Source organism: Streptomyces sp. NPDC059679, assembly GCF_042734105.1.
Taxonomy (GTDB): domain Bacteria; phylum Actinomycetota; class Actinomycetes; order Streptomycetales; family Streptomycetaceae; genus Streptomyces.
The window spans coordinates 23,980-48,396 of sequence record NZ_JBHWES010000034.1 but is presented as its reverse complement, the minus strand read 5'-3'; the positions used below and the strand labels follow the sequence as shown (position 1 = coordinate 48,396).

Below are 24,417 nucleotides of genomic sequence, written 5' to 3'. Positions count from 1 at the left end.
GAAAGACATGGAGAGCTTCCCGAAGATAATTTCGGTGGACGACCACACGGTCGAACCCCCTCACGTCTGGCGGGACCGCCTCCCGTCGAAGTACCGCGACATCGCCCCGCGCATCGTCCGGGCGCCCCTGAAGGAGATGACCTTCGTCGGCGGCAAGTTCGCCCCGAAGATGGGCGCCCCCGGCGACGACGGCCCGATCGCGGACTGGTGGGTGTACGAGGATCTGCACCGGCCGCTCACCCGCCTTGACACCGCCGTCGGATACAGCAGGGACGAGGTGAAACTCGAGGCCATCACCTACGAGCAGATGCGGCCGGGCTCCTACTCCGTGCCCGACCGGCTCGCGGACATGGACGTCAACCACGTCCAGTCCGCACTCTGCTTCCCGACCTTCCCCCGCTTCTGCGGGCAGACCTTCACCGAGGCCAAGGACCATGAGCTCGGCCTGCTGGCGCTGCGCGCGTACAACGACTGGATGGTGGAGGAGTGGTGCGGGCCCGAGGCGCAGGGGCGGCTGATTCCGCTCACCCTCATCCCGCTGTGGGATGCCGAGCTGGCCGCCGCCGAGGTGCGCCGCAATGCCGCGCGCGGGGTGCGGGCCGTCTGCTTCTCCGAGATCCCGCCGAATCTCGGGCTCCCGTCGGTTCACACCGATGCCTGGGACCCCTTCTTCGCGGCCTGCGACGAGACCGGGACGGTCGTCGCCATGCATATCGGCTCGTCCTCCCGTATGCCCTCGACCTCGGCGGACGCGCCCCCGGCGGTCGGCTCCACGATCACCTTCGCCAACTGCTGCTTCTCGATGGTCGACTGGCTGATGAGCGGCAAACTGGACCGGTTCCCCGACCTGAAGATCATGTACGCCGAGGGGCAGATCGGCTGGATCCCGTACATCCTCGAGCGCGCGAACGTGGTCTGGGAGGAGAACCGCGGCTGGGGCGGGGTGGCGGACAAGGTGCTGCGGCCGCCGTCCGAGCTGTTCGCGGAGCATGTGTACGGGTGCTTCTTCGACGACGCCTTCGGGCTGCGGAACCTGGACGCCATCGGGGTCGGCAACGTCCTGTACGAGACGGACTACCCGCACTCCGACTCGACCTGGCCCAAGTCGCGCGAGGTCGGCGAGGCCCAGATGGGGCATCTGCCGCAGGACGTCGTGGAGCGGATCGTGCGCGGCAACGCCATCGAGCTGCTGGGGCTCACGGAGGACGGCCTCTGGGCCGGGCCCGGGGCCTGAGCGCAGGCTGCGGGTGGGCGGGACATCCCCCGCCCCCGCCCACCCGCGACACCCCGTGATCCCTTCCCCGGACCGCCTCGGTAGCGTGCCCGCCATGGCGATGACCGTGCGGCCCCTCGACGGCGACCTGGTGGACCGGATGATCGAGCTCGCGGACCTGCCGTGGAGCCTCGAGGCGTATGAGGACGCCTTCGTGCGCAACGGCTGGCATGTGACGGGGGAGGACGGTGAGGCCGTCATCGGCTGGTACGAGCCGTGGCCGATCGCCGGCGAGGAGGGCGTGGACGACTGGTGGCTGGTGCTCGGCGAGTGGCCGGGCTGCCGGGACGGCCGCGAGGTGGTGTGCGAGCACGTGGAGTGCCGTACGGACTGCTCCGTCCTGATGCCCTTCGCCTACTTCGCTGACCCGGACGACCCCGAGGAGTGGGAGCGGGAGCAGGGCCCCTTCCTCGGTCGTCCCGACTGCCGGCCGGACGCCCCCCGCGAGGACTTCCAGGCGGAGTACGAGCGCGCCGCGCGGCTGCTGCGCGAACGGCTCGGCGAGCCGCTGCCCGAGGGGGTCGTCAAGCCGGACGACGCCGACCGGTGCCTGGTCTGGGAGCGGGGCGGGTCCTGGGTGATTCTGCTGATGGGCACCGAGTGGATCACGTACGGGGCGTACGACCAGGTGGCGGTCGAGGTGCGTCCGAGGATCTGAGGCATGGCGCCGGGGTGTATGGCTCCGGGGCGCGTGCTGAGAACTGAGGCCGGGGCGCCCGCCCTCTTGTCTGATGGACCGTCAGATACGACGATGGCGGTCCGTCAGTAACGCGGTCGACCGCGAAGGAGGCGGCGGCGTGCGCATCCTGCCCAAAGGGCGGCTGAGCTACGGAATCCAGCTTCCGATCCAGTCGCAATCCACCATCTACGCCGAGCCGTGGGAGGTGCGGGCCGGCCCCGCCGATCTCGTCGAGATCGCCCGCGCCGCCGACCGGCTCGGCTTCGCCTACATCGCGGTGTGCGACCACGTCGCGATCCCCAGACGGCTGGCCCAGGCCATGGGCACCGTCTGGTACGACCCGGTGGCCACCCTCGGCTATCTGGCCGCCGCCACCGAGCGGGTGCGGCTGCTCAGCCATGTCGCGGTCGCCGCGCTGCGGCATCCGCTGCTGACCGCCAAGCAGTACGCCACGCTCGACCACCTCAGCGGCGGGCGGCTGATCCTGGGGGTCGGGGCCGGGCACGTACGGGAGGAGTTCGAGGCGCTGGGCGTGGACTTCGCCGCGCGCGGCGCCCTCCTGGACGAGACGATCGACGCGCTGAAGGCCGCGCTGGGACCGGAGGAGTTCCCCGAGTTCGGCGGCGAGCGGTTCGCGTTCAGCGGGCTCGGGCAGGCCCCGCGCCCCGTACAGACCCCGCGGCCGCCGATCTGGGTGGGCGGGTCCTCGGCCGCCGCGGTGCGCCGGGCGGCGGTGCGCGGGGACGGCTGGCTGCCGCAGGGCGATCCACGGGACCGGCTGCCCGGGCAGCTCGCCCGGCTGCGGGAGCTGCGCGAACGGGCCGCCCGGCACGATCCGGGCTGTGCGGAGCCCGCCGAGATCGGGGCCATCGCGGAGCCCCTGTACGTGGGCGCCCCCGGCTGGGAGGTCGGCCGGCGGACGCTGACCGGCGAACCGGACCGGCTCGCCGAGTCGCTGCGCGCGTACGCGGCGATGGGGGTGGACCAGATCCAGGTGCGGTTCCGCTGTCGCGACCGGGCCGAGCTGATCGACCAGATGACGGCCTTCGGCGCCCATGTCGCCCCGCACCTCAATGACTGACAGCACCTCAATGACCAGGAGGCACAGTGGGCAAGCTGGACGGGCGGGTCGTCATCATCACGGGTGCGGCGCGCGGCCAGGGCGAGCAGGAGGCGCGGCTGTTCGTCGCCGAGGGCGCGCGGGTCCTGCTCGGCGATGTGCTGGACGAGCGGGGCGAAGCGCTCGCCAAGGAGCTGGGGGAGGCGGCCCGGTACATCCACCTGGACGTGGGGCGGGAGGAGGACTGGGCCGCCGCCGTCTCGGCCGCCAAGGACTCCTTCGACGGGCTCGACGGGCTGGTCAACAACGCGGGCATCCTGCGCTTCAACGAGCTGGTCAGCACCCCGCTGGAGGAGTATCTGGCGGTCGTCCAGGTCAATCAGGTCGGGGCGTTCCTCGGGATGCGGGCGGTGGCGCCGGAGCTGGAGGCGGCCGGCGGCGGGACGATCGTGAACACCGCGTCGTACGTCGCACTGTCCGGCATGGCGTTCCTGACCTCGTACGCCGCGACCAAGGCCGCCGTCGTCGGGATGACGCGGGTGGCCGCGATGGAGCTGGCGCCGAAGGGGATCCGGGTCAACGCGATGTGCCCCGGGGCGGTCGACACGCCGATGACCAACCCGGCCCAACTCGACCCGGGCGCCGACCTCGCCGAGGCGTCGGCGGCGGTGGACGAGTTGTACAGGAAGCTGGTGCCGCTGGGGCGGATCGGGAGGCCGGAGGAGGTCGCCCGGCTGGCGCTGTTCCTGTCCTCGGATGACTCCTCGTACATCACCGGCCAGCCGTTCGTCGTGGACGGCGGATGGCTGGCGGGGGTCTCCGTCTTTTAGGCGGCCCTATCAGGTGGCCCTTGACGGTCAAACCTCGCGGTGTCAGAGTCAATCAGAATCTGACGGAGCGTCAGATAGAACTTGAGGCGGTGACCCTCCATGGAATTCGGACTCTTTGTGCAGGGATATGTGCCCAGGAGTCGGCAGGAGGCCGACCCGGAGGCAGAGCACCACGCATTGATCGAGGAGACCGAGTACGTCATCCAGGCGGACCGGTCGGGCTTCAAGTACGCGTGGGCCTCCGAGCACCACTTCCTGGAGGAGTACTCCCACCTGTCGGCCAACGACGTCTTCCTCGGCTACCTCGCGCACGCCACCGAGCGGATCCACCTGGGCTCGGGGATCTTCAACCCGCTGCCCCAGGTCAACCACCCCGTCAAGGTCGCCGAGAAGGTCGCCATGCTCGACCACCTCTCCGGCGGCCGCTTCGAGTTCGGGTCGGGGCGCGGGGCGGGCAGCCACGAAATCCTCGGGTTCCTGCCGGGGGTGACCGATATGAACCACACCAAGGAGATCTGGGAAGAGACGATCGCCGAGTTCCCCAAGATGTGGCTGCAGGACGAGTACCGGGGCTTCACGGGCACGCACTGGACGCTTCCGCCGCGCAAGGTGCTGCCGAAGCCGTACGGGGCCTCGCATCCGGCCATGTGGTACGCGGCCGGGTCGCCGTCCTCGTACGCGATGGCGGGGAAGAAGGGGCTCGGCGTGCTCGGTTTCTCCATCCAGAAGGTCTCGGACATGGAGTGGGTCCTCGACTCGTACAAGAACGCCGTCAAGGAGGCCGAACCGGTCGGCGGCTTCGTCAACGACAACGTGATGGTGACGTCCACGGCGATCTGCGCGGAGACCCACGCCAAGGCCGTCGAGATCGCGGTGGGCGGCGGGCTCAACTATCTGCAGTCGCTGCTCTTCCGCTACCACGACACCTTCCCGCGGCCGGAGGGCATTCCGGAGTGGCCCGAGCTGCTGCCGGAGTACACCGAGGAGATCATCGAGCTGCTGATCGCCGAGGAGCTGATGATCTGCGGCGACCCGGACGAGGTCTTCCGGCAGTGCAAGCGGTGGGAGCAGGCGGGCGCGGACCAGCTGTCCTTCGGGCTGCCGATCGGGATCAGCAGCGAGGACACCATGAACACGATCAAGCTGATCGGCGAGCACGTCATCCCGAAGATCGACACCGACCCGGTGCACCGTACGACCCGCTTCCGCCAGGCGTCCCGCGACTGAGCAGAACCGAGCGTGAGCAGAACCGAGCGTGAAGGGAGAACCACCGTGCTCGACCACCTCATACGCGCCGCGACCGTCGTGGACGGCACCGGCGCCCCCGCCCAGGTCGCCGACGTCGGCCTGCGGGACGGGCGCATCGTGGTCATCGCCGAACCCGGCACCGTGACCGAGCAGGCCCGGAGCGTCGAGGACGCGACCGGTCTCGTGCTCGCGCCCGGGTTCGTCGATCCGCATACGCACTACGACGCGCAGCTGTTCTGGGACCCGTACGCCACCCCCTCCCTGAACCACGGCGTGACCACCGTCGCGGGCGGCAACTGCGGCTTCACGCTCGCGCCGCTCAACCCGGAGCGGCCCGAGGACGCCGACTACACCCGGCGGATGATGAGCAAGGTCGAGGGCATGTCGCTGGTGGCGCTCGAGGAGGGGGCGCCATGGAACTGGCACACCTTCGGCGAGTACCTGGACGCGCTCGACGGGCGGATCGCGGTCAACGCGGGCTTCATGGTGGGGCACTGCGCGCTGCGCCGCCATGTGATGGGCCCCGACGCGATCGGCGGGCAGCCCACGGCCGTGCAGATGGACGAGATGCTGCGGCTCCTCCACGCGGCCATGGACGCCGGCGCCTGGGGGCTTTCCACCACCCAGTCCTCCACCCACTCGGACGGCGACCGCAAGCCGGTGGCCTCCCGCCACGCCCGGCCCGAGGAGCTGATCGCGCTGTCGCGGGCGGTCGGCGAACACGAGGGGACGCAGATCGAGGCGATCGTCGCGGGCTGTCTCGACCGGTTCTCGGACGACGAGATCGACCTGTTCGTGGAGATGACCACGGTCTCCGGGCGGCCGCTGAACTGGAACGTCCTCACGATCGACGCCGCCGTGCCGGAGCGGGTGCCGCGGCAGTTGGAGGCGAGCGAGCGGGCCCGTAAGGCGGGCGGCCGGATCGTCGCGCTGACCATGCCGATCCTCACCCCCATGAACATGTCGCTGGGCACCTTCTGCGCGCTCAACCTCATCCCCGGGTGGGGCGACATCCTCGGGCTGCCGGTCCCCGAGCGGATCGCCAAGCTCCGCGACCCCGCCGTACGGGAAGAGATGCTGCGCCGCGCGCACAGCCCCGAGGCCGGGGTCTTCCGGCGGCTGGCCAACTTCGAGCGGTACGTCATCGGCGACACCTACTCCGCGGCCAACGCCGGGCTGACCGGGCGCGTCGTACGGGACATCGCCGCCGAGCGCGGGACGGACGCCTTCGGCTGCCTGGTGGAGATCTGCGCCGCCGACGAGCTCCGTACGGTGCTGTGGCCGATGCCGACCGACAACGACCCGGCGAGCTGGGAGCTGCGGCGGCAGACCTGGGAGCACGAGGACGTTTTGCTCGGCGGCTCGGACGCCGGGGCGCATCTGGACCGGATGTGCGGCGCGCCGTACACCACCCGCTTCCTGGGGGACTGTCTGCGCGGGCGGAAGCTGGTCGGCCTGGAGCGGGCGGTGCGGATGCTCACCGACGATCCGGCCCGGCTGTTCGGCCTGCGGGAACGCGGCCGCGTGGCCGAGGGCTACCACGCGGACCTGGTGCTCTTCGACCCCGAACGGATCGACGCGGGCCAGGCGAAGCTGGTGCACGACCTGCCGGGGGACAGCCCGCGGCTGGACTCACGGGCGATCGGCGTCGTGAGCGTACGGGTGGGCGGCGTCGAGACCATCCGGGATGACCAGGTCACGGGGGCGCTCCCGGGCATCGTGCTGCGGTCGGGGCGCGACACGGAGACGGTGAGCACGAGGTGAGTGCGACGAGGTGAGCGCGAGAGGGTGACGCGGTGGTGAGCGCTACGGGCGGGCGGGGCGGCGGTACGGGCGTGCCGGGCGACGCTACCGGCGGGCCCGGTGGCGGTACCGGTGGCGGCGGGCCGGGCAGCAGTGCCGGTGGACCCGGCGGCCCTGCCGGAGCCGCCACGACGGCGGGCGGGCCCGGCGGCGGGCCCGCCGATCCCGCAAGGCCCGCCGACCCCGCGGGCTGTGCCGACCTCGCGGGCCGTGCCGCACTGGTCACGGGCGCCTCCCGAGGCATCGGCCTCGCCGTGGCGGAGGCGCTGGCGGAGGCCGGGGCGGCGGTGTGTGTCACGGCGCGCGACTCGGACGGGCTGACCGACGCCGTACGCCGCCTGGGCCCGCGAGCCATCGCGTGCCCGGGCGACGTGGCGGACCCGGCCCACCTCGACGAGGCGGTATCCCGCGCCCTTTCCGCATTCGGCCGTCTCGACATCCTGGTCAACAACGCCGCGACCAACGCCCCGTTCGGCCCGCTGATGGACGCGGACCCGCTCGTCTGGCGGGCGGCCTTCACGGTCAACGTGGAGGCCCCGCTCCGCCTGACCCAGGCGGCCTGGCGCGGCTGGATGCGCGACCACGGTGGCGCGATCGTCAACATCTGCACCGAGGGCACCCACGACGTCGGCCCCGGCGTCGGCGCCTACGGCGCCAGCAAGACCGCCCTCCTCCGCCTCACCCGCCAACTCGCCGCCGAACTGGCCCCGCACGTCCGCGTCAACGCGGTCTCCCCGGGACTGGTACGCACCGAGATGGCCCGCTTCGTCTGGGAGGCCGACGAACCCGCCCTGGCTGCCGCGCTCCCCCTCGGCCGCATCGGCGAACCGGACGACGTGGCACGTGCGGTCCGCTGGCTGGTCTCGGACGAGGCGTCCTGGATCACCGGCACCGACCTGGTGGTGGACGGCGGCCGACGCGTCCGCGCGGCGCTCATCCCACGGTCGGTACCCTCGCCATAGGCCGTGATCTCGCGCCGCCGACGGGACCAAGGGACCACCGGGACCATCGGGACCACCGGCCTGAGGCCGACGGGCCCCGAGGCCCCAAGAGTCCGCTACCGCTCGCCCAGCCAGATCGGGTTCGTCATCGCCGCCATCCGGCCCGGTACCCCGGACGCCCCGCCGTCCGCCGGGGCGTGGCGCACCTCGGCCCGTACATACGCCGCGTAGGACGCCGTCGTACGCCATTCCGCGGTGCCGGACCCGGAGTCGGGGATCGCCGTGCCGTACAGCTGGCCCTGGTCGGTGATGAGCCGGATGGTGCAGCCCGAGCCGACGCCGGAGACCTTCAGCCGGACCGTCACCTCGTCCTGCCGGCCGACCTTCAGCCGCTCGCCGATGCCCGCGTGCTGCCCGCGGCCGCCGACCGCCTCGAAGGAGAGGTCGATCGCCGACGACTCGGCGATCCAGCAGCGCCCGGCCCGTATGCCGTCCTGGATCGCCGTACGCGACAGATCGTCGGCGAGCACCACCGTCTGCGGCAATCCGACGACCTGGGGCTCACGGTGCGCGTCGCTGTGGCCCACGGCCGGGAGCCAGCGGCCGTCGCCGCGGGCGGCGGCCACCAGCGTGTTGTCCCACTCCTGCACCGTGACCTCGTCGTCCGGGGTGAAGTCCGCGTTCCACACCTCGACCGCGTCCGCGTCGTTGAACCCGAACTTCCAGTTGCAGCCGACGCAGGTGCCGTGCGGATGGGCCGGGATGACCAGGCCGCCCGCCTGCCGGATCTTGCGGGCGTACTTCCCGAAGGCGTTGTCCCGGGCGCGGTAGCGCCAGTCGATGAAGACGCCCGGGTCGGTGCCGAGGGCCACCACATGGCCATTGCGCGTGGTGACCTCTTCGCCGGTGAGGATCAGCAGGTCATCGCCCCACAGCCCCTCCCAGGCCGGATGCGAGGACGTGGTGTTGTGCTCGGTGGTGGTGATGAAGTCGAGCCCGGCGGCCCGGGCGGCGGCGGCCACCTCGGCCGGGGTGCGCTTGCCGTCGGAGTGGATCGTGTGCAGATGGGAGTCGCCCCGGTACCAGGCCCGGCCGCGCCCCTTGGCCCGCTGCGGCGGGTAGACCGGCTTCGGAGTCTCGCCCGGCTCGCCGAACCGCAGCGTGACGGTGACCTTGTAGTCGAGCCCCTGCGGAGCCACCGTGTAGGGACCGAGCACGATATGCCAGGTGCCCGCCTTCACCGGCCCCGCCAGATACGCGGGCGTCGCCTGCTCGGCGCTGATCGCGAACTCGGTGCGGGCGCCGCCCGACCAGCCGCGGAAGCCGCGCCCGCCGAGGTCCGTGCCGCGCTCGTCGAAGATGCCGATGTCGCAGGCGTTTCCCTGGGTGCCGGCCGGGACCGTCGGCCTGTCGTACGAGTACGAGACGGCGATCTCGCGGACACCGCGAGGAACTTCCACCGGCAGATAGACGAAGTCGGGTGATCCGGTGGGCAGATGGCCCGTGACCGTCTTCGTCTGCTCGCTGCCGGCTCCGCCGGCGCCCTCGCCGCCGTCGCGCTCCTCTGCCTGGGCGAAGGTCACCGGATCGAGTGTGAGCACGCCCGCCGCACCCGCAAGGGCGGAGAGTCTGAGTACGTCGCGTCGCTGCATGAGTGCCCCCTGTGGCCGTCGTGGCGTCCGTCACCAGCGCTCACACCGTTGTACGCGGGAGTGACACGCACGGAAAGGCCTGTGGATAACTCTATGGCCGTGAGGGAACATGCGCGCGGCCGTCCACGCGCCCCGAGCCCACCTTGTGGGGCGGTCTGGCGGTGTCACATACCCCTCGTATGCTCGGAGAATGACCACGAGCGCGCAGGGATCCGAGCCGTCCGCCCAGGCTGCCCCCACCTCCAACGCCATGCGCCGCGCGCTCAAACGCGCCCGCGACGGCGTGGCGCTGGACGCCGCCGAGGCGGCCGTGCTGCTCCAGGCGCGCGGGGCGGATCTCGCCGATCTGACGGCCTCGGCGGCCCGGGTCCGTGACGCGGGCCTGGAGGCCGCGGGCCGCGCCGGGGTGATCACGTACTCGCGCAGCGTCTTCATCCCGCTGACCCGTCTGTGCCGGGACAAGTGTCACTACTGCACCTTCGTCACCGTCCCCGGCAAGCTGCGCCGCGCCGGCCACGGGATGTTCATGTCCCCTGACGAAGTCCTCGCCATCGCCCGGCGCGGGGCCGAACTGGGCTGCAAGGAAGCACTCATCACCCTCGGCGACCGCCCCGAGGACCGCTGGCCCGAGGCCCGTGAGTGGCTGGAGGCCGAGGGCTACGACGACACCATCGCGTACGTACGGGCCATCTCGATCCGCATCCTGGAGGAGACCGGGCTGCTGCCGCATCTCAACCCCGGCGCCATGACCTGGACGGACTTCCAGCGGCTCAAGCCCGTCGCCCCCTCCATGGGGATGATGCTGGAGACCACCGCCGAGCGGCTGTGGAGCGAGCCCGGTGGCCCGCACTACGGCTCCCCGGACAAGGAACCCGCCGTGCGGCTACGCGTCCTGGAGGACGCCGGGCGCAGCTCCGTCCCCTTCACCAGCGGGCTGCTGATCGGGATCGGGGAGACCTACGAGGAGCGCGCGGACTCGCTGTTCGCGCTGCGCCGTGTCGCGCGCGCCTACCACGGCATCCAGGAAGTCATCATCCAGAACTTCCGCGCCAAGCCGGACACGGCGATGCGCGGTATGCCGGACGCGGATCTTGACGACCTCGTCGCCACCGTCGCCGTCGCCCGCCATATCCTCGGCCCGGCCGCCTGCATCCAGGCGCCGCCGAACCTGGTCGAGGGGGAGTACACACGGCTCATCGGCGCCGGTATCGACGACTGGGGCGGCGTCTCCCCGCTCACCATCGACCATGTCAACCCCGAGCGCCCCTGGCCGCAGGTGGACGAGCTCGCCGAGCACTCGGCCGCCGCCGGCTTCCGGCTGCGCGAACGGCTCGCGGTGTACCCCGAGTTCGTACAGCGCGGCGAGCCCTGGCTCGACCCCCGGCTGCTGCCCCATGTCAGCGCCCTGGCCGATCCGGCCACCGGCCTGGCCCGCGAGGACGCAGCTCCGGTCGGCCTGCCCTGGCAGGAGCCCGACGAGGGCTTCACCGCCTCCGGCCGCACCGATCTGCACCGCACCATCGACACCGACGGCCGCACCGGCGACCGCCGCGACGACTTCGACGAGGTGTACGGCGACTGGGAGGCGCTGCGCGAGGCGGCGGTGCCCGGTATGGCCCCCTCCCGTATCGACGCGGACGTCCGCGCCGCCCTGTCCGTCGCCGCCGACGACCCCACCCGGCTGACCGACCCCGAGGCGCTGGCCCTCCTCCACGCCGACGGCCCGGCGCTGGACGCGCTGTGCCGGATCGCCGACGACCTGCGCCGCGCCACGGTCGGCGACGACGTCACGTACATCGTCACCCGCAACATCAACTTCACCAACGTCTGCTACACCGGCTGCCGCTTCTGCGCCTTCGCCCAGCGCCGCACCGACGCCGACGCCTACACCCTCTCGCTGTCCCAGGTGGCCGACCGCGCCCAGCAGGCGTGGGACGTCGGCGCGGTCGAGGTGTGCATGCAGGGCGGCATCCACCCGGACCTGCCCGGCACCGCCTACTTCGACATCGCGCGGGCGGTGAAGGAGCGCGTGCCGGGCATGCACGTCCACGCCTTCTCCCCGATGGAGGTCGTCAACGGCGCGACGCGCACCGGCCTGTCCATCCGCGAATGGCTGACCGCCGCGCGCGAGGCCGGTCTCGACACGATCCCCGGCACCGCCGCCGAGATCCTTGACGACGAGGTCCGCTGGATCCTCACCAAGGGCAAGCTGCCCACCGCCACCTGGGTCGAGGTCATCAAGACCGCCCATGAGGTGGGCATCCGGTCCTCCTCCACGATGATGTACGGCCATGTGGACCAGCCCCGCCACTGGCTGGGCCATCTGCGGCTGCTCGCCGGGATCCAGCGGGAGACGGGCGGCTTCACGGAGTTCGTGACCCTCCCCTTCATCCACACCAACGCCCCGGTCTACCTCGCCGGCATCGCCCGCCCCGGCCCCACCGCCCGCGACAACCGCGCCGTGACCGCCATGGCCCGGCTCCTGCTCCACCCGCATATCCCCAACATCCAGACCAGCTGGGTCAAGCTGGGCGCGGAGGGCGCGGCCGAGATGCTGCGCTCCGGCGCCAACGACGTGGGCGGCACCCTGATGGAGGAGACCATCTCCCGTATGGCGGGCTCGTCCTACGGCTCGTACCGCTCCATCCAGGACCTCGTCGCCATCGCCGAGTCGGCCGGCCGCCCGGCCCGCCCCCGCACCACCACCTACGGCGAGGTTCCGGCCGACCGCCAGGCGGCGGCCCTGGCCTCGGACGGCCATCTGCCGGAGCTGCTGCCGGTGCTGGGCGACTAAAGGGTTGCACGGGCGCGCACGACGGCGGCGAAGTTGGCCGCGAGCCGACGCGCGGCGCGCGTTGACGCGGGCTCGGCCGTCTGCGCCTCGGCGCGGAGGGCGGCCAGGTCAAGACCCTTCTCGGCCAGGGCCGCCTCGTCCCAGCCGTCGAGCCGGTCAGCGCCGGCCTCGGGATGGAACTGGACGCCCCAGGCACACTCCCCGACCCGGAACGCCTGCACCGGGCACGCGTCGCTCCGCGCCAGATGAGCCGAGCCGGGCGGGAGCCGCGTGATCTGGTCGCGGTGGTTCTGAATGGCCCGAAACCGCCGCGGCAGCCCGGCCAGCAGCCGATCCTCTCCGGCCTCCGTACGCAACTCGACGGCGCACGAGCCACGCTCCGGCACCCCGTACGACCCCTCCACCCGGCCGCCCTCCGCCACGGCCAACACCTGGGCCCCCAGACAGATCCCGAGCAACGGCACCCCCTCGGCCACCGCCCGGCGCGTGAGGTCGCGCTGCGCCGGCAGCCATGGTGCGTACGCGTCATCGTCCGGCAGAAACCCGCCCCCGAGCAGCACCACGGCGTCGTACCCGGCCGGATCGGTCGGAGCCTCGGGGCCCGCCAGCTCTTCTACGGTCAGCCCCTCGTCGCGCAGCCACGGCAGCAGCCGGCCCGGCCCGCTGCGCTCGGCGTTGCGGATGACCAGCACACGAGGCGAGGTCACGGCGCGCCCTTGCCTTCGAAACCCTCGGAATCGGGGTCGGCCGGCCCGCCCTCGACCCGCTCCAGCCCATTGGCCACCGCGTCCAACCGCTGCCGCTCCTCCTCACCGAGGAATGGCAGCAGCGCTCCGCAGTCCCGACAGGCCCGCGCGAAACCGGCGTGGAACGTCGGCCGCGCCTTGAACGCCCCCGGACGGCGAAACTGCAGCCGCAGCCGGTCGTGCATCGAGTCGGACGACGTGAGCTCCCCGACCGGGCTCAGCCGCCCGGATCCGCATATCGCACAACGCATGGCGGGAACGATACGCCCGGCCGCCCGCCCGCTCGGATCCCGGCGCGCACGGACAGTGCGTCCCGCATGTCCTCAAACCACCAGCCGCGCGACCGCTCCCGTCTCGAGCGCCGCCCAGAGCGCACCGTCGGGACCCACCGTGATGCCGTGCGGTTCCGATGACGGTGACGGCAGGTCGTATTCCGTGATCTCGCCGGTCGCGGTGATATGGCCGATGCTGTTGGCTCCCCATTCGGTGAACCAGCAGTCCCCGGCGGAGGTCGCGACGATGGCGTGGGGTTTGGCCGTGCGGTCGGGGAGCGGGAACTCCTCGATTCCGCCGGCCACCGAGATCCTGCCGATCTGGCCCGCCGCGATTTCGACGAACCACAGGGCGGTGCCGTCACTGGTGATACCCACGGGGGCGGCGCCGGGGGTGGGCAGGGGGTGAAGGGCGATGTCGCCGTCGGTGGTGATGCGGCCGATCGCGTTCGCCTGGTTGAGCGTGAACCAGAGGGCTCCGTCGGGGCCCGCGGTGATCGCCGAGGGGAAGGCGCCCGCTACGGGGAGGGTGAACTCGGTGATCTCTCCCTTGGTGGTGGCGCGGCCGATGCGGTCGGTGTTCATCTGGGTGAACCACAGCGCACCGTCCGGACCCGGGGTGATGCCGAAGGGGCCGCTGTCGGGCGTCGGCACGCGAAAGGATTCGGATTCGCCGTCGACCGTGATACGGCCGAGCCGGTGGTCCTGGGAGCGGGCGAACCACAGTGCGCCGTCGGGCCCCGGGGTGATGACCGTGGGGCGGCACTCGGGCGAGTCCAGGGGATATTCGGTGAGTTCGCCGTCGAGGGTGAGACGGGCGATGCGACCGCTGTGGACGAAGGTGATCCACAGGGCCCCGTCAGGGCCGGCCGCGATGCCGTAGGGGCCGGCCTCCTTGTCCGCCACGACGATCTCCGTGAGGGCCGGGACCTCAGAACGCTGCACAGCAACTCCTCTCGTACCGTGGCACCTTGTCTGCGACGGGTGAGAGGCGCAACTGCTTTTGCCGGCTGAGGTCAGTCCTGGGACTTGGCCTTCAGCACGGCGGCCAGCTCCTGGGCGAGGTGGGCCTCGGCGGCCGGCTTGTCGATGCCGAGGCCGGCCAGGATGCCCGCGCCGTCCTCGTACTCCAGGAGGGCGAGCAGGATGTGCTCGGTGCCGATGTAGTTGTGGCCGAGCCGCAGGGCCTCGCGGAAGGTGAGCTCCAGGACCTTGCGGGAGGCCGCGTCGTACGGGATGAGGTCGGGGACCTCGTCGGCCGCGGGGGGCAGGGCCGCGGTGGCGGCCTGGCGGACGGTGTCCAGGAGGACGTCCTGGGCGATGATCGCCTTCGCGGCGAGGGCTCCGGGCTGGCTGAGGAGGCCGAGCATCAGGTGCTCGGGGCGGATCTCGGGGTTGCGGGCGGCCTGGGCCTCGTTCATCGCGGCCATCACGACGTTCTTGGCCCGGGGGGTATAGCGGGCGAAGACCTGGTTGGGGTCGAGGGCGGACGGCTCGCCCGGGTCCTTGGGGACGAAGCGCTTCTGGGCCGCCTGCCGGGTGACGCCCATGCTCTGGCCGATCTCGCTCCAGGACGCGCCCGAGCGGCGCGCCTGGTCGACGAAGTGGCCGATCAGGTGGTCGGCCACGTCGCCCAGGTGGTCCGCGGCGATGACCGCGTCGGAGAGCTGGTCGAGGGGCTGGGGGTGGACCTTCTTGATGGCCTCGATCAGGTCGTCGAGGCGGACGGGTGTCGTCATGCCGACTGGATTCGTCATGAGGCAACCCTAGGTTGACACCCCTGGCATGTCAACCGAAGGTTGACACGGGTGTGGTGTCACTCCTCGAAGTCCTGATAGCCGTACTCGGCGAGGCGATCCCCGGTCAGCAGTACGGCTTCGTCGTCCGGCCCCGCGACCTCGCCGATGAGAGATGGCACCGGGACGCGGCCCCAGTCGACCGAGACCTTGACCGTGTCGCCGAGGTCGTCCATGAACAGCCGGTCGGCGAGGTTGTCCTCCTCGTCTTCGTCCTCGTCCTCGTCCTCGTCCTCGAAGTCTTCGTCCTCGTCGTCTTCGTCGTCCTCGATGTCTCCCCCGTCACCTCGGAAGTCGTAGCCGACGGGCTCGCCCGGGCCTGTGAAGGTGACGTCCGGATAGCCCTCGACGGAGATGGTGATGAAGGGGTGGAGGTCTATGGACTCCGTCAGCTCCCCCTGCTGGTAGACGTCCAGTGTCAGGCGTGCGCCGTACCAGCACAGCAGGTACAGGTTGATCCCTTGGGCGAGGTCCGACGCCAGCTCGCGCTTCACCTCGTCCAGGGTGGCGGTGATGAAATGGGCGTCCCTGCGGGCTCCGCCCGGGTCCACGCCGAAGGCCAGATCGTAGAAGCTCTTGTCGAACATGCGGGCCAACGTAGCGGGGTGGCCGCGCACCCGCGTACCTGGGGGTAAGTACGCACTTTTTTGTGGGTACTTGAGTCCGGCCCCGGCGGATAACAGGATCGATGAGAGCCCAGCGCGCGCAGGGGATTTATCACGGACTCGAAAGCAAGAAATAGGTGGTGCTGTCATGGCAGGTGAAAACCGAGCGCCGGTGACGGTCATCGGTCTTGGCGCGATGGGTCAGGCGCTGGCCGGGGCGTTCTTGGCGGCGGGCCATCCCACGACCGTATGGAACCGCTCCGCGCACAAGGCCGATGCCCTCGTGGCCCGCGGGGCGGTGCGGGCGCGGACGCCCGCCGAGGCGGTGAAGGCCGGCGAGCTCGTGGTCGTATGCGTCGTGGACTACGAGGTGAGCCAGGCGATCCTGGAGCCGCTGGGTGCGGAGTTGGCGGGGCGGGCGCTGGTCAACCTCACCTCGGACACCCCGGAGCGGGCCCGCGAGGCCGCCGCGTGGGCGGCGGGGCGCGGTATCGACTATCTCGACGGGGCGATCATGGTGCCGACCCCGGTCATCGGTTCGCCGCAGGCCCTGCTTCTGTACAGCGGGTCGCGGTCGGTGTTCGAGGCGTATGAGGCGACGCTGAAGGCACTGGGCGGAAACAACCGTTATCTCGGCGCGGACCACGGGGTCGCGCCGCTGTACGACCTGGCGCTGCTCAATGTCTTCTATTCCAGTATGGCCGCCATGGTCCATTCCCTCGCTCTGGTGGGCGCGGACGGTGTCACGGCCAAGGAATTCCTGCCGTACATCAAGGAATTCTTCGCCCTTCTTCCCGCAATGGCGGACCAGGTCGCGGATGGTATCGACAACCGTAACTATCCGGGGGATCTGGGCAATTTGACGATGGAGGCGGCGGGCGTCGATCACATCCTGGAGACGAGCGAGGCCCGGGGCCTGGACTCCGGGCCGCTCGCGGCCGTCCGTGCCCTGATGGGGCGGGCGATCGCCGATGGCCGTGGTGGCGACGGCTTCGCGAGCGTCATCGAGGACATCAGGAAGCCTGTCGCCTAGCGGCACGCCCTGCCGCGCGGCCTGAGGAGGCCGGGTCCGGAAGTCCGGGCCCGGCCTCTTCCGCGTGCCCGAACAGTCCCCTTCTGTTAGCTCAGTGTTTCGGAATGCGGTGATCCCGAGTGCCCTCCGTGTCGACGCCTTCACAATCATCGGCGGACTGAAGGCGATCATTCGGTGTCGATTACAGTGCGAAAGCCAGTCCAATGGCCGTACGTGCGTCGATGGGAAGGGGCAACGTCGTGACGGCAACCGCCAGTGCGGCGACCGGCGTATGGGGCCGCGCCGAGCAGCAGGACTTCCGCAGCCGGGTGCGCGGCTGTCTGCTCGGCGGTGCGCTCGGGGACGCCCTGGGCGCCGCGGTCGAGTTCTCCTCGCTCGCCGACATCCGGGCGGAGCACGGTCCCGAGGGCGTCACGGACTTCCTCCCGGCGTACGGGCGGCGCGGCCGCGTCACCGACGACACCCAGATGACGCTCTTCACCGTGGACGGGCTGATCCGCGCCCAGGTACGGCGCGACACGGGCGCCTGGCACCCGCCCACCGACATCCACGCCGCTTACCGCCGCTGGTACGCCACCCAGCGCGACTGGGGGCCCGACGAGCGGCGGAAGGACGCGGGCTGGCTGGCCCGCGAGGAGTGGCTGTACGCCCAGCGGGCGCCCGGCCGGGCCTGTCTGACCGGGCTGGCCGATGAGACCATGGGCACCCTCGACAGCCCCAAGAACCCCGATTCCAAGGGGTGCGGCGCGGTCATGCGCTCGGCGCCCTTCGGGCTGCTGGTGGGCTGGGAGCCGCAGCTGGTCTTCCAACTGGCCATCGAGTGCGCGGCGCAGACCCACGGGCACCCCACCGGCTATCTGTCCGCCGGGGCCTTCGCCCTGATCGTGCACGGGCTCGCGCGCGGCGACGCGCTGGACGGGGCGGTGCAGCGGGCGCTTGCCCACCTGGCCACCCGGCCCGGCCACGAGGAGACCACCGACGCGCTGCGATACGCGCTCGGCGCCGTACGGCAGGGGCTGCCCACGCCCGAGCGGGTGGCGTCCCTGGGGGAGGGCTGGACCGGCGACGAGGCCCTGGCCATCGGGCTGTACTGCGCGCTGGTCGCCGAGGACGTGCACCACGGGCTGCTGCTCGCCGTCAACCACGGCGGGGACAGCGACTCCACGGCGGCGGTGTGCGGCAACATCCTGGGCACGCTGCACGGCGAGACCGCGCTGCCGCCCGCGTGGCTGGCGGAGCTGGAGGGGCGCGGCACGATGCTGGAGCTGGCCGACGACTTCGCGATGGAGATGACGCAGGGCCCGGCCCTGCACGGCCCGGCGGCCTCCGCCCCCGCCTGGCTGGCCCGCTACCCGCGTGCGTAGCCCGCCCTTACAGCCATTACCTCAGCGGTAATCGACGTCTCACCTCGACCGCGCGAGCATCGTGCACAGCACCGCACGGCAACAGCAACGCACGGCAACAGCACCGAGGAGACCGATATGGCCGCCACCGCCGCCGACATGACCATCAGCGAGCGCACCCGCGCCACCGTCCAGCAGTTCCTGGCTCGGATGGCGGCCGGCGACCTTCAGGGCCTCGGCGAACTGTTCGCCGAGCGGGTCGACTGGCAGATCGCCGAGAACCCGGACGTCCCGTGGATCCGCCCGCGCGCCACCCGCGCCGACGCCGTCGCCCACTTCCGCGAGCTGGGCGAGAGCCTGGCCCCGGACCCGGAGGGAAACACGATCGACGCCATCGTGGTGGAAGAGGCCGAGGCGGTGGTGATGGGGACCCTGGCCGGCACCGTACGCGCCACGGGCAAGCGCTACCGGTCTCCGTTCGCGGTGCGGGTGACCGTCGAGGACGGGCTGATCGTCCGCTACTGCGTATACGAGGACAGCCGGATGTTCGCAGTGGCCTGCACACCCGACGCCTGAGCGACGTCATATCGTCCGCCGTGACCTGAGACGCTCGCTTATGTCATCGAGCCTTTCGGCCATGGCCCGTCTCGCCGTGCCGCGCTTGGCTGTACGGCATGACGTACAACCACGCCCTCCAGACCCCCGTGCTGATCGCCGCCACCGTGGCCACCGGCCTGAGCGCGGGCCTCTTCTACGGATACGCGTGCTCCGTGATGCCCGGCCTCGGGCAGGCGGACGACCGTACCTTCGTCGACGCGATGCAGCGGATCAACGTGGCGATCCTCAACGGCTGGTTCGCCCTGATCTTCGGCGGCGCGCTGCTGCTCTCCGTGCTGGCCGCCGTGGTGCATCTGCGCGGAGCGGGGCGGTCCGCGCTGCCGTTGATCGTGGCCGCCGTCGCCCTCTACCTGGTGATGTTGGTGATCACCTTCCGGGTCAATGTCCCGCTGAACGACGCGCTGGCCGACGCCGGCCATCCGGACCGGATCGGCGACCTGGACCTGGCGGCGGTGCGTGAGCGGTTCGAGGGGCGGTGGGTGCGCTGGAACGTGGTGCGCGCGGTCACCTCCACCGCGGCGTTCGGCCTGCTCGTCTGGGCCCTGGTGGTGAGCGTCCGCGGAGGCACCCGCGGCACGGGATGAGAGGTCCCGCCCCGCAGGTGCCTGCCGCCGCGCCTCAGTCCGTCGCGCCGGCGACCGAACTCCGGTCGGTCGCGCCCTGCTTCGGCACCGACAGCGCGGCACTCGATGAACCCGGCCCGTCGTCATCCGAGTTGATCGAGTCGAGAATGGCGTCGCGCTCCGGGGTGTCCTCCGGCTTGATGTAGCCGATACCGATGAAGAGCACGAGCGAGACCGCGAGCGGGACGGAGACCTGGTACTCCAGGTTCACACCACCGTCGATCGCGTCGTTGATCGGGTAGTTCACGAGATAGAAGGCGACCAGCCCCAGCGCCCAGCTGACCAGCGCCGCCGTCGGACCCGACTTGCGGAAGACGCGCAGCAGGCCGAGGATCAGCGGGATCGCGATCGGGCCCATGAGCCCGGCGACCCACTTGATCACCACGGTGATGATGTCGCCGAAGAAGTCCGAGTTGACCTGCGTGGCGATGGCCATGGACAGGGCGAGGAAGAGCAGCGTGGCGTAGCGCGCCGCGAGCAGCCCGGTACGGGTGCTCCACTCCCGTACGGACTTGAAGATCGCGGGCATGATGTCGCGGGTCACGACCGCCGCGATGGCGTTGGCGTCCGAGGAGCACATCGCCATCGTGTGGGAGAAGAAGCCGACGATGACCAGGCCCAGCAGGCCGTGCGGCAGCAGGTCCTGCGCCATCAGCGCGTAGGAGTCGGCGGGCTTGTCCGTCTTGATGATCAGCGGCGCCACCCACATGGGGAAGAAGAGGACCAGCGGCCAGACGAACCACAGGATGGCGGAGAGACGGGCCGAGCGCTTGGCGGAGTGGGCGCTGTCGGTGGCCATGTAGCGCTGCGCCTGGTTCCACATCCCGCCGTTGTATTCAAAGGTCTTGATGAAGAGGTAGGCGAGCAGGAAGGTCATGGTGTACGGGCCGACCGTCGGCTGGTGGTGCGTGTCCGGCAGGTCGTCCCAGACGTTCCACAGCGAGCTGATGCCGCCCAGCTCGTGGAGCACGGCCACCAGCATCGCGATGCCCGCGATGAACTGGATGATGAACTGGCCCAGTTCGGTGAGGGCGTCCGCCCACAGCCCGCCGACCGTGCAGTAGACGGCGGTGACCGCGCCCGTGATCAGGATGCCCTGGTTGAGGGAGACGCCGGTGAAGATGGACAGCAGGGTCGAGATGGCCGCCCATTTGGCGCCCACGTCGACGATCTTCAGCAGCACCCCGGACCAGGCGAGCGCCTGCTGGGTGGGCAGGTTGTAGCGGTTCTTGAGGTATTCGAGCGGCGAGGCGACGCGCAGTTTGCTGCGCACCCGGTTGAGCCGGGGCGCGAAGAGCTGGGAGCCGATCGCGATGCCGATGGCGATCGGGAATGACCAGGTGACATAGGACGTGATGCCGTATTGATAGGCAATGGCCGCATAGCCGGTGAACATGACCGCGCTGTAGCCGGACATGTGGTGGGAGATACCGGAGAGCCACCACGGCATCTTGCCGCCGGCGGTGAAGAAGTCGCTGACGTTGTCCACGCGCTTGTGGGACCAGAGTCCGATGGCGACCATCACGCCGAAGTAGCCGATGAGTACGGCCCAGTCGAGACTGTTCATGCCCCCTCCAGGGGTCCGTCTTATGAACAGGACCGCACTTCGCCGCGACGTTCGTCATGGGCGGGTTCCCCCGAGCGGGAGCGGGGTACTTCCGGGATTGAACCGCTTGTTCGGGCGGCCGGTCAAGAGATTTCCGGTCACGAATGTGAACGCAAATCAGAGCACAGAACGATTTTGCGGTTTCTTGACCTACCCGACGGTTGTCGTGAACGCGTCCGCGAACCCACGATGAGCGGGCACTTCGCCAGGCGCACGCACACGCTCGACCGCACCAACGGACGGGCCGTACGGGAGCGGGATCCCGTCAGGCCGGAGAAGGAGGGCGCAACCCCCGTGCAATCCCTCTGTGCAACCCCGCTATAGCAATCCCTGTTGCGACGCTCGCGTCACCGCATCAGTTCACCGGCATTGACCAGCAATGACTGGCCGGTGATCGCCCGCGCCCGGTCGGAGGCCAGAAACACCGCGGCCTCCGCCACATCCCCGTCCGTCGCCAGCTCGGGCAGCGCCATCCGATCGGTGAGCCGGGCCAGCACCTCGGGCTCCGGTACGCCTTCGGAATGCGCGGCGAACGTGACGTACGCCTGCACTGGCGGACCCCACATCCAGCCGGGCTGCACGGTGTTCACCCGGATCCGGTGCGGGCCCAGCTCGCGCGCGAGCGAATACATCGCGGAGACGAGCGCGCCCTTGGACGCGGCGTACGCGGCCTGTTGCACCTGGGTGGGCGCGGCGACCGACGACTGCGTGCCGATCATCACCACCGAGCCGCCGCGCCGCTTGAGCGCGGGCAGGCAGGCGCGGGTCATCCGGAGCGTGCCGAACAGGTTGGTGTCGACGACCTGGCTCCAGGAGGCGAAGTCGGCGTCCTCCAGCCCGCCCATATAGCTGTCCAGCGCCGCCACATGGATAACTGCGTCGATCCCCCCGAACCGCTCGACCGCGAGCGCGGCGAGGGCTTCGCACTGCCGCTCGTCCGCGATATCGGTCGCGCGCCACGCGGTGTGCCCGCCCCCGGGGTCGGCCTCGGCGGCGGCCTTCGCCAACTGGGCCTCCGTCCGCGCCCCGAGCACGGCGTTGCCCCCGTCCCGCACACACGCCGCCGCGACCCGCAGGCCGAGACCGGGGCCGACGCCCGAGACGATGACGGTCTTGTCGCGCAGCAGCATGGGGCGCCTCCCCGGGGTGATCGCGATGATCCGACGGCGTCAACAAACTGACGCAGCGTCAGATCGGGGGCGTCAGGCTAGGACGCGCACACCGAGAAGGCCATACCCACGCCGCCGCGAGTCGCCTAGCGCAGGGCCTTTGCCAGACGGCGCAGTCCCTCCGCGATCTCGTCCGGTGTGTGGGTGACGAACGACAGTCGCATCGCCGCCGGGTCCGGGGCGGCCGCGAAGAACGGGGCACCCGGCACGTACGCCACATCGTGTTCGACCGCCACGCGCAGTCGCTCCGTCGCGTCGTAGCCCTCGGGCAGGGAGGCCCAGACGAACATGCCGCCGTCGGGGCGGTTCCAGCGGGAGCCGTCGGGCAGGGCCTCGGGGAGGCCCGCGAGGAGGGCGTCCCGGCGGTCGCGGTAGGCGTCGCGGACGTGGGTGAGGTGGGCGTCCAGGTCGGAGTCGGTCAGGTAGCGGGCGGCGGCCATCTGGGTGACCGTCGGGGTGTGGAGATCGGCGGCCTGCTTGGCGATGGCGCAGGCGCGGCGGAGGGTCGCGGGGGCGCGGAGCCAGCCGAGGCGCAGGCCCGGCGCCATGATCTTGGAGTAGCTGCCGAGCAGTACGGTGCGGTCGGCGGCCTCCGGGAGGCTCGCGATCCACGGCACCGGCTCGCCCGCGAAGCGCAGCTCCCCGTACGGGTCGTCCTCGACGATCCACAGCCCGCGCCGCTCCGCGACCTCCGCCACCGCGCGGCGGCGCTCGGCGGGGAGGGTGCGGCCGGTGGGGTTCTGGAAGGTCGGGATGGTGTAGAGGAGCTTGGGCCGTTCCCGCTCGACCAGCGCGTCGAGCGCGGCCGGGTCGAGGCCGTCCTCGTCGCTCGGCACGGACACGATCCGCGCGCCCGCGAAGGAGAAGCACTGGAGCGCGGCCAGGTAGGTGGGGTCCTCGACCACGACCGTGTCGCCCGGCTCCAGCAGCGCCGTGGCCAGCAGGGTCAGCGCCTGCTGTGAGCCGCTGGTGACGAGCAGCGCGTCGGGGTCGGTCGGCAGCCCGCGCGCGGTGAGGCGGGCCGCGGTGGCGGCGCGCAGGGCGGGGTCGCCTTCGGTCGTCGAGTACTGGAGGGCCTCGCGCGGGGCCTCGGCGAGGACCCGGTCGAAGGCCGCCCGTATCGCCTCCGCGTCGAAGAGCTCGGCCGCCGGCAGCCCGCCGGCGAAGGAGATCACCTCGGGGCGCGCGGTGAGCGCGAGGATGTCCCGTACCGGGGAGCCGGCGACCGAGGCCGCTCGGGTCGCGAGGGCGGGGAGGTCGGCACGCATGGGGCTCCTTCGCTGGTACGGACGTCGGCGCGGACGTTTCCGCTGTCGTATGCAGCCTAAAGAGATCAGTGCACAGGGCAACCGCTTTGTCCGCGATACGGTCGCGACCCTCCCCATCTGACGTGACGTCAGCTACATATGGAGGACATGAGCAGTGACTCGAGTGAGGACACGCGCGCCGAAGCGTACGCGGAACTGGCCTCCGCCGGCCCGTACGGAGTGCGCCCGGGACACGCCCTGATCACCATGGTCGAGCCGCACCCCGGTCACGAATACGCCTACAACCGCTGGTACGAGGACGACCACTTCATCGCCGGGGCCATGGCCATGCCCTGGATGTTCGCGGGCCGCCGCTGGGTCGCCACCCGCGAACTGCGGCAGCTGCGCTACCCGGAGAAGTCCGCGGTCGCCCAGCCGGTCACCGCGGGCTGCTACATCACGGTCTACTGGCTCACCGAGGGACGCTACGCGGAGCATATGAAGTGGACCGTCGGCATCAACAAGCGGCTCAACCGGGACGGCCGCGTCTACCAGGACCGTACGCATGTCTTCACGGCGTTCCAGGACCATGAGGCGACCGTCTACCGGGACGGCGCGGCGGGCCCCCGCGACTTCCACGCCCTCGACCACCCCTACGCCGGGCTGGTCGTCGAGGTCGTGGACGCCGAGGGCCCCGAGGCCCGCGCCGAGCTTCTGGAGTGGCTGCGGGCCAGACATCTGCCCAAGCGCCTGGCGGGCTCGCCCGCGGCGATGGTCACCGTCTTCCGGCCGACGCCGCTGCCGCTGGACCGGATGTCGTATGTGAAGCAGGTGGAGGGGGTGGACACGCGGCTGACGCTGCTGTGGTTCCTGCAGCGGGACCCGCGCGAGTGCTGGGAGGGGCATTTCACCGGGCTTGACGAGGACGTGGCCCGCTCGGGGCTCGGCCGCGTCGAACTGGTGGCGCCGTTCATCCCGACAGTGCCCGGCACCGACCGCTACGTCGACGAACTGCGGTGAGGACGCGTGCCACAGGCCGCGCCCACCGCACCCGCTCGACCGCGTCCGGACAGCGGCGA

The 24,417-nt window shown here is 71.1% G+C and carries 22 protein-coding genes; 13 read left to right on the top strand and 9 right to left on the bottom strand.

Translation table 11 applies throughout. The features are described from left to right. Positions 1–7: 7 nt before the first annotated feature. The 7 genes from ACFV2X_RS31105 (at position 8) to ACFV2X_RS31075 (ending at position 7,855) form a co-directional block, all read left to right on the top strand. A complete protein-coding gene (locus ACFV2X_RS31105; RefSeq protein WP_385622782.1) occupies positions 8–1,234 on the top strand; it encodes an amidohydrolase family protein in 1,227 nt (408 codons plus the stop codon). A 94-nt stretch (positions 1,235–1,328) separates the two neighbouring features. Next, on the top strand, positions 1,329–1,931 hold the full coding sequence (locus ACFV2X_RS31100) for a hypothetical protein (RefSeq protein ID WP_385622780.1): 603 nt from the start codon (positions 1,329–1,331) through the stop codon (positions 1,929–1,931). 139 nt (positions 1,932–2,070) lie between these two features. Beyond that, the gene (locus ACFV2X_RS31095) at positions 2,071–3,033 is read left to right on the top strand and encodes an LLM class F420-dependent oxidoreductase (protein ID WP_385622778.1); all 963 of its coding nucleotides are present in this window, start codon (positions 2,071–2,073) and stop codon (positions 3,031–3,033) included. A gap of 26 nt (positions 3,034–3,059) precedes the next feature. After that, positions 3,060–3,842 carry an SDR family NAD(P)-dependent oxidoreductase gene (locus ACFV2X_RS31090; RefSeq protein WP_385622775.1) on the top strand — a complete coding sequence of 261 codons (783 nt, stop codon included), beginning with the start codon at positions 3,060–3,062 and terminating at the stop codon, positions 3,840–3,842. A gap of 99 nt (positions 3,843–3,941) precedes the next feature. Then, positions 3,942–5,069: an LLM class flavin-dependent oxidoreductase gene (locus ACFV2X_RS31085; protein ID WP_385622772.1), complete on the top strand. Its 1,128-nt coding sequence runs from the start codon at positions 3,942–3,944 to the stop codon at positions 5,067–5,069. Between the two features lie 45 nt (positions 5,070–5,114). Continuing rightward, positions 5,115–6,854 carry an amidohydrolase family protein gene (locus tag ACFV2X_RS31080; RefSeq protein WP_385622768.1) on the top strand — a complete coding sequence of 580 codons (1,740 nt, stop codon included), beginning with the start codon at positions 5,115–5,117 and terminating at the stop codon, positions 6,852–6,854. Positions 6,855–6,889: 35 nt separating this feature from the next. Further along, a complete protein-coding gene (locus ACFV2X_RS31075) occupies positions 6,890–7,855 on the top strand; it encodes an SDR family oxidoreductase (protein WP_385622765.1) in 966 nt (321 codons plus the stop codon). A gap of 95 nt (positions 7,856–7,950) precedes the next feature. On the opposite strand, the gene ACFV2X_RS31070 is transcribed toward ACFV2X_RS31075, so the two are convergent. Further along, positions 7,951–9,486, bottom strand: a complete 1,536-nt coding sequence (locus tag ACFV2X_RS31070; RefSeq protein WP_385622762.1) for a CehA/McbA family metallohydrolase — start codon at positions 9,484–9,486, stop codon at positions 7,951–7,953. A 190-nt stretch (positions 9,487–9,676) separates the two neighbouring features. Between ACFV2X_RS31070 and ACFV2X_RS31065 the strand changes: the two genes are divergently transcribed. Beyond that, positions 9,677–12,280, top strand: a complete 2,604-nt coding sequence (locus ACFV2X_RS31065) for a bifunctional FO biosynthesis protein CofGH (RefSeq protein ID WP_385622759.1) — start codon at positions 9,677–9,679, stop codon at positions 12,278–12,280. On the opposite strand, the gene ACFV2X_RS31060 is transcribed toward ACFV2X_RS31065, so the two are convergent. The 5 genes from ACFV2X_RS31060 to ACFV2X_RS31040 form a co-directional block, all read right to left on the bottom strand. After that, entirely contained in the window at positions 12,277–12,987 is a 711-nt protein-coding gene (locus tag ACFV2X_RS31060) for a type 1 glutamine amidotransferase (protein WP_385622756.1), read from the bottom strand. The two genes, ACFV2X_RS31065 and ACFV2X_RS31060, sit on opposite strands and share 4 nt — an antisense overlap. Next, positions 12,984–13,277: a hypothetical protein gene (locus ACFV2X_RS31055; protein WP_385622753.1), complete on the bottom strand. Its 294-nt coding sequence runs from the start codon at positions 13,275–13,277 to the stop codon at positions 12,984–12,986. Before ACFV2X_RS31055 ends, ACFV2X_RS31060 begins: the two co-directional genes overlap by 4 nt. A 72-nt stretch (positions 13,278–13,349) precedes the next feature. Next, entirely contained in the window at positions 13,350–14,243 is an 894-nt protein-coding gene (locus ACFV2X_RS31050; protein ID WP_385622751.1) for a virginiamycin B lyase, read from the bottom strand. A gap of 71 nt (positions 14,244–14,314) precedes the next feature. Then, positions 14,315–15,055 carry a Clp protease N-terminal domain-containing protein gene (locus tag ACFV2X_RS31045; protein WP_385622748.1) on the bottom strand — a complete coding sequence of 247 codons (741 nt, stop codon included), beginning with the start codon at positions 15,053–15,055 and terminating at the stop codon, positions 14,315–14,317. A 59-nt stretch (positions 15,056–15,114) separates the two neighbouring features. Then, entirely contained in the window at positions 15,115–15,681 is a 567-nt protein-coding gene (locus ACFV2X_RS31040; RefSeq protein WP_385622746.1) for a hypothetical protein, read from the bottom strand. 166 nt (positions 15,682–15,847) lie between these two features. On the opposite strand from ACFV2X_RS31040, the gene ACFV2X_RS31035 reads away from it, so the two are divergent. The 4 genes from ACFV2X_RS31035 to ACFV2X_RS31020 all read left to right on the top strand — a co-directional run bounded on the left by ACFV2X_RS31035 (position 15,848) and on the right by ACFV2X_RS31020 (position 19,277). Then, the gene (locus ACFV2X_RS31035) at positions 15,848–16,732 is read left to right on the top strand and encodes an NAD(P)-dependent oxidoreductase (protein WP_385622743.1); all 885 of its coding nucleotides are present in this window, start codon (positions 15,848–15,850) and stop codon (positions 16,730–16,732) included. Positions 16,733–16,953: 221 nt separating this feature from the next. After that, on the top strand, positions 16,954–18,096 hold the full coding sequence (locus ACFV2X_RS31030) for an ADP-ribosylglycohydrolase family protein (protein ID WP_385622742.1): 1,143 nt from the start codon (positions 16,954–16,956) through the stop codon (positions 18,094–18,096). Between the two features lie 117 nt (positions 18,097–18,213). Next, positions 18,214–18,651 carry a nuclear transport factor 2 family protein gene (locus ACFV2X_RS31025; protein ID WP_385622740.1) on the top strand — a complete coding sequence of 146 codons (438 nt, stop codon included), beginning with the start codon at positions 18,214–18,216 and terminating at the stop codon, positions 18,649–18,651. Positions 18,652–18,749: 98 nt separating this feature from the next. Continuing rightward, positions 18,750–19,277 (top strand): DUF1772 domain-containing protein, encoded by a 528-nt coding sequence (locus tag ACFV2X_RS31020; RefSeq protein WP_385622738.1) that lies wholly within the window; start codon positions 18,750–18,752, stop codon positions 19,275–19,277. A gap of 34 nt (positions 19,278–19,311) precedes the next feature. Here ACFV2X_RS31020 and ACFV2X_RS31015 read toward each other — a convergent pair whose 3' ends face one another. The 3 genes from ACFV2X_RS31015 to ACFV2X_RS31005 form a co-directional block, all read right to left on the bottom strand. Continuing rightward, positions 19,312–20,883 (bottom strand): sodium:solute symporter family protein, encoded by a 1,572-nt coding sequence (locus ACFV2X_RS31015; protein WP_385622735.1) that lies wholly within the window; start codon positions 20,881–20,883, stop codon positions 19,312–19,314. Positions 20,884–21,269: 386 nt separating this feature from the next. After that, entirely contained in the window at positions 21,270–22,052 is a 783-nt protein-coding gene (locus ACFV2X_RS31010) for an SDR family oxidoreductase (RefSeq protein ID WP_385622733.1), read from the bottom strand. A gap of 125 nt (positions 22,053–22,177) precedes the next feature. Continuing rightward, positions 22,178–23,359, bottom strand: coding sequence for a PLP-dependent aminotransferase family protein (locus ACFV2X_RS31005; RefSeq protein WP_385622731.1), 1,182 nt, complete (start codon positions 23,357–23,359; stop codon positions 22,178–22,180). A 147-nt stretch (positions 23,360–23,506) separates the two neighbouring features. Here ACFV2X_RS31005 and ACFV2X_RS31000 point away from each other — a divergent pair, with 147 nt between their 5' ends. Beyond that, positions 23,507–24,358, top strand: a complete 852-nt coding sequence (locus ACFV2X_RS31000) for a hypothetical protein (RefSeq protein WP_385622729.1) — start codon at positions 23,507–23,509, stop codon at positions 24,356–24,358. Positions 24,359–24,417 lie beyond the last annotated feature (59 nt).

What these genes read in the sequence shown, in the direction of transcription:
- ACFV2X_RS31105 (WP_385622782.1), top strand. Translation starts at nt 8, where the DNA reads ATGGAGAGCTTCCCGAAGATAATTTCGGTGGACGACCACACGGTCGAA.
- ACFV2X_RS31100 (WP_385622780.1), top strand. Translation starts at nt 1,329, where the DNA reads ATGGCGATGACCGTGCGGCCCCTCGACGGCGACCTGGTGGACCGGATG.
- ACFV2X_RS31085 (WP_385622772.1), top strand. Translation starts at nt 3,942, where the DNA reads ATGGAATTCGGACTCTTTGTGCAGGGATATGTGCCCAGGAGTCGGCAG.
- ACFV2X_RS31070 (WP_385622762.1), bottom strand. Translation starts at nt 9,486, where the DNA reads ATGCAGCGACGCGACGTACTCAGACTCTCCGCCCTTGCGGGTGCGGCG.
- ACFV2X_RS31065 (WP_385622759.1), top strand. Translation starts at nt 9,677, where the DNA reads ATGACCACGAGCGCGCAGGGATCCGAGCCGTCCGCCCAGGCTGCCCCC.
- ACFV2X_RS31055 (WP_385622753.1), bottom strand. Translation starts at nt 13,277, where the DNA reads ATGCGTTGTGCGATATGCGGATCCGGGCGGCTGAGCCCGGTCGGGGAG.
- ACFV2X_RS31045 (WP_385622748.1), bottom strand. Translation starts at nt 15,055, where the DNA reads ATGACGAATCCAGTCGGCATGACGACACCCGTCCGCCTCGACGACCTG.
- ACFV2X_RS31040 (WP_385622746.1), bottom strand. Translation starts at nt 15,681, where the DNA reads ATGTTCGACAAGAGCTTCTACGATCTGGCCTTCGGCGTGGACCCGGGC.
- ACFV2X_RS31035 (WP_385622743.1), top strand. Translation starts at nt 15,848, where the DNA reads ATGGCAGGTGAAAACCGAGCGCCGGTGACGGTCATCGGTCTTGGCGCG.
- ACFV2X_RS31030 (WP_385622742.1), top strand. Translation starts at nt 16,954, where the DNA reads ATGGGAAGGGGCAACGTCGTGACGGCAACCGCCAGTGCGGCGACCGGC.
- ACFV2X_RS31025 (WP_385622740.1), top strand. Translation starts at nt 18,214, where the DNA reads ATGGCCGCCACCGCCGCCGACATGACCATCAGCGAGCGCACCCGCGCC.
- ACFV2X_RS31020 (WP_385622738.1), top strand. Translation starts at nt 18,750, where the DNA reads ATGACGTACAACCACGCCCTCCAGACCCCCGTGCTGATCGCCGCCACC.
- ACFV2X_RS31015 (WP_385622735.1), bottom strand. Translation starts at nt 20,883, where the DNA reads ATGAACAGTCTCGACTGGGCCGTACTCATCGGCTACTTCGGCGTGATG.
- ACFV2X_RS31010 (WP_385622733.1), bottom strand. Translation starts at nt 22,052, where the DNA reads ATGCTGCTGCGCGACAAGACCGTCATCGTCTCGGGCGTCGGCCCCGGT.
- ACFV2X_RS31005 (WP_385622731.1), bottom strand. Translation starts at nt 23,359, where the DNA reads ATGCGTGCCGACCTCCCCGCCCTCGCGACCCGAGCGGCCTCGGTCGCC.
- ACFV2X_RS31000 (WP_385622729.1), top strand. Translation starts at nt 23,507, where the DNA reads ATGAGCAGTGACTCGAGTGAGGACACGCGCGCCGAAGCGTACGCGGAA.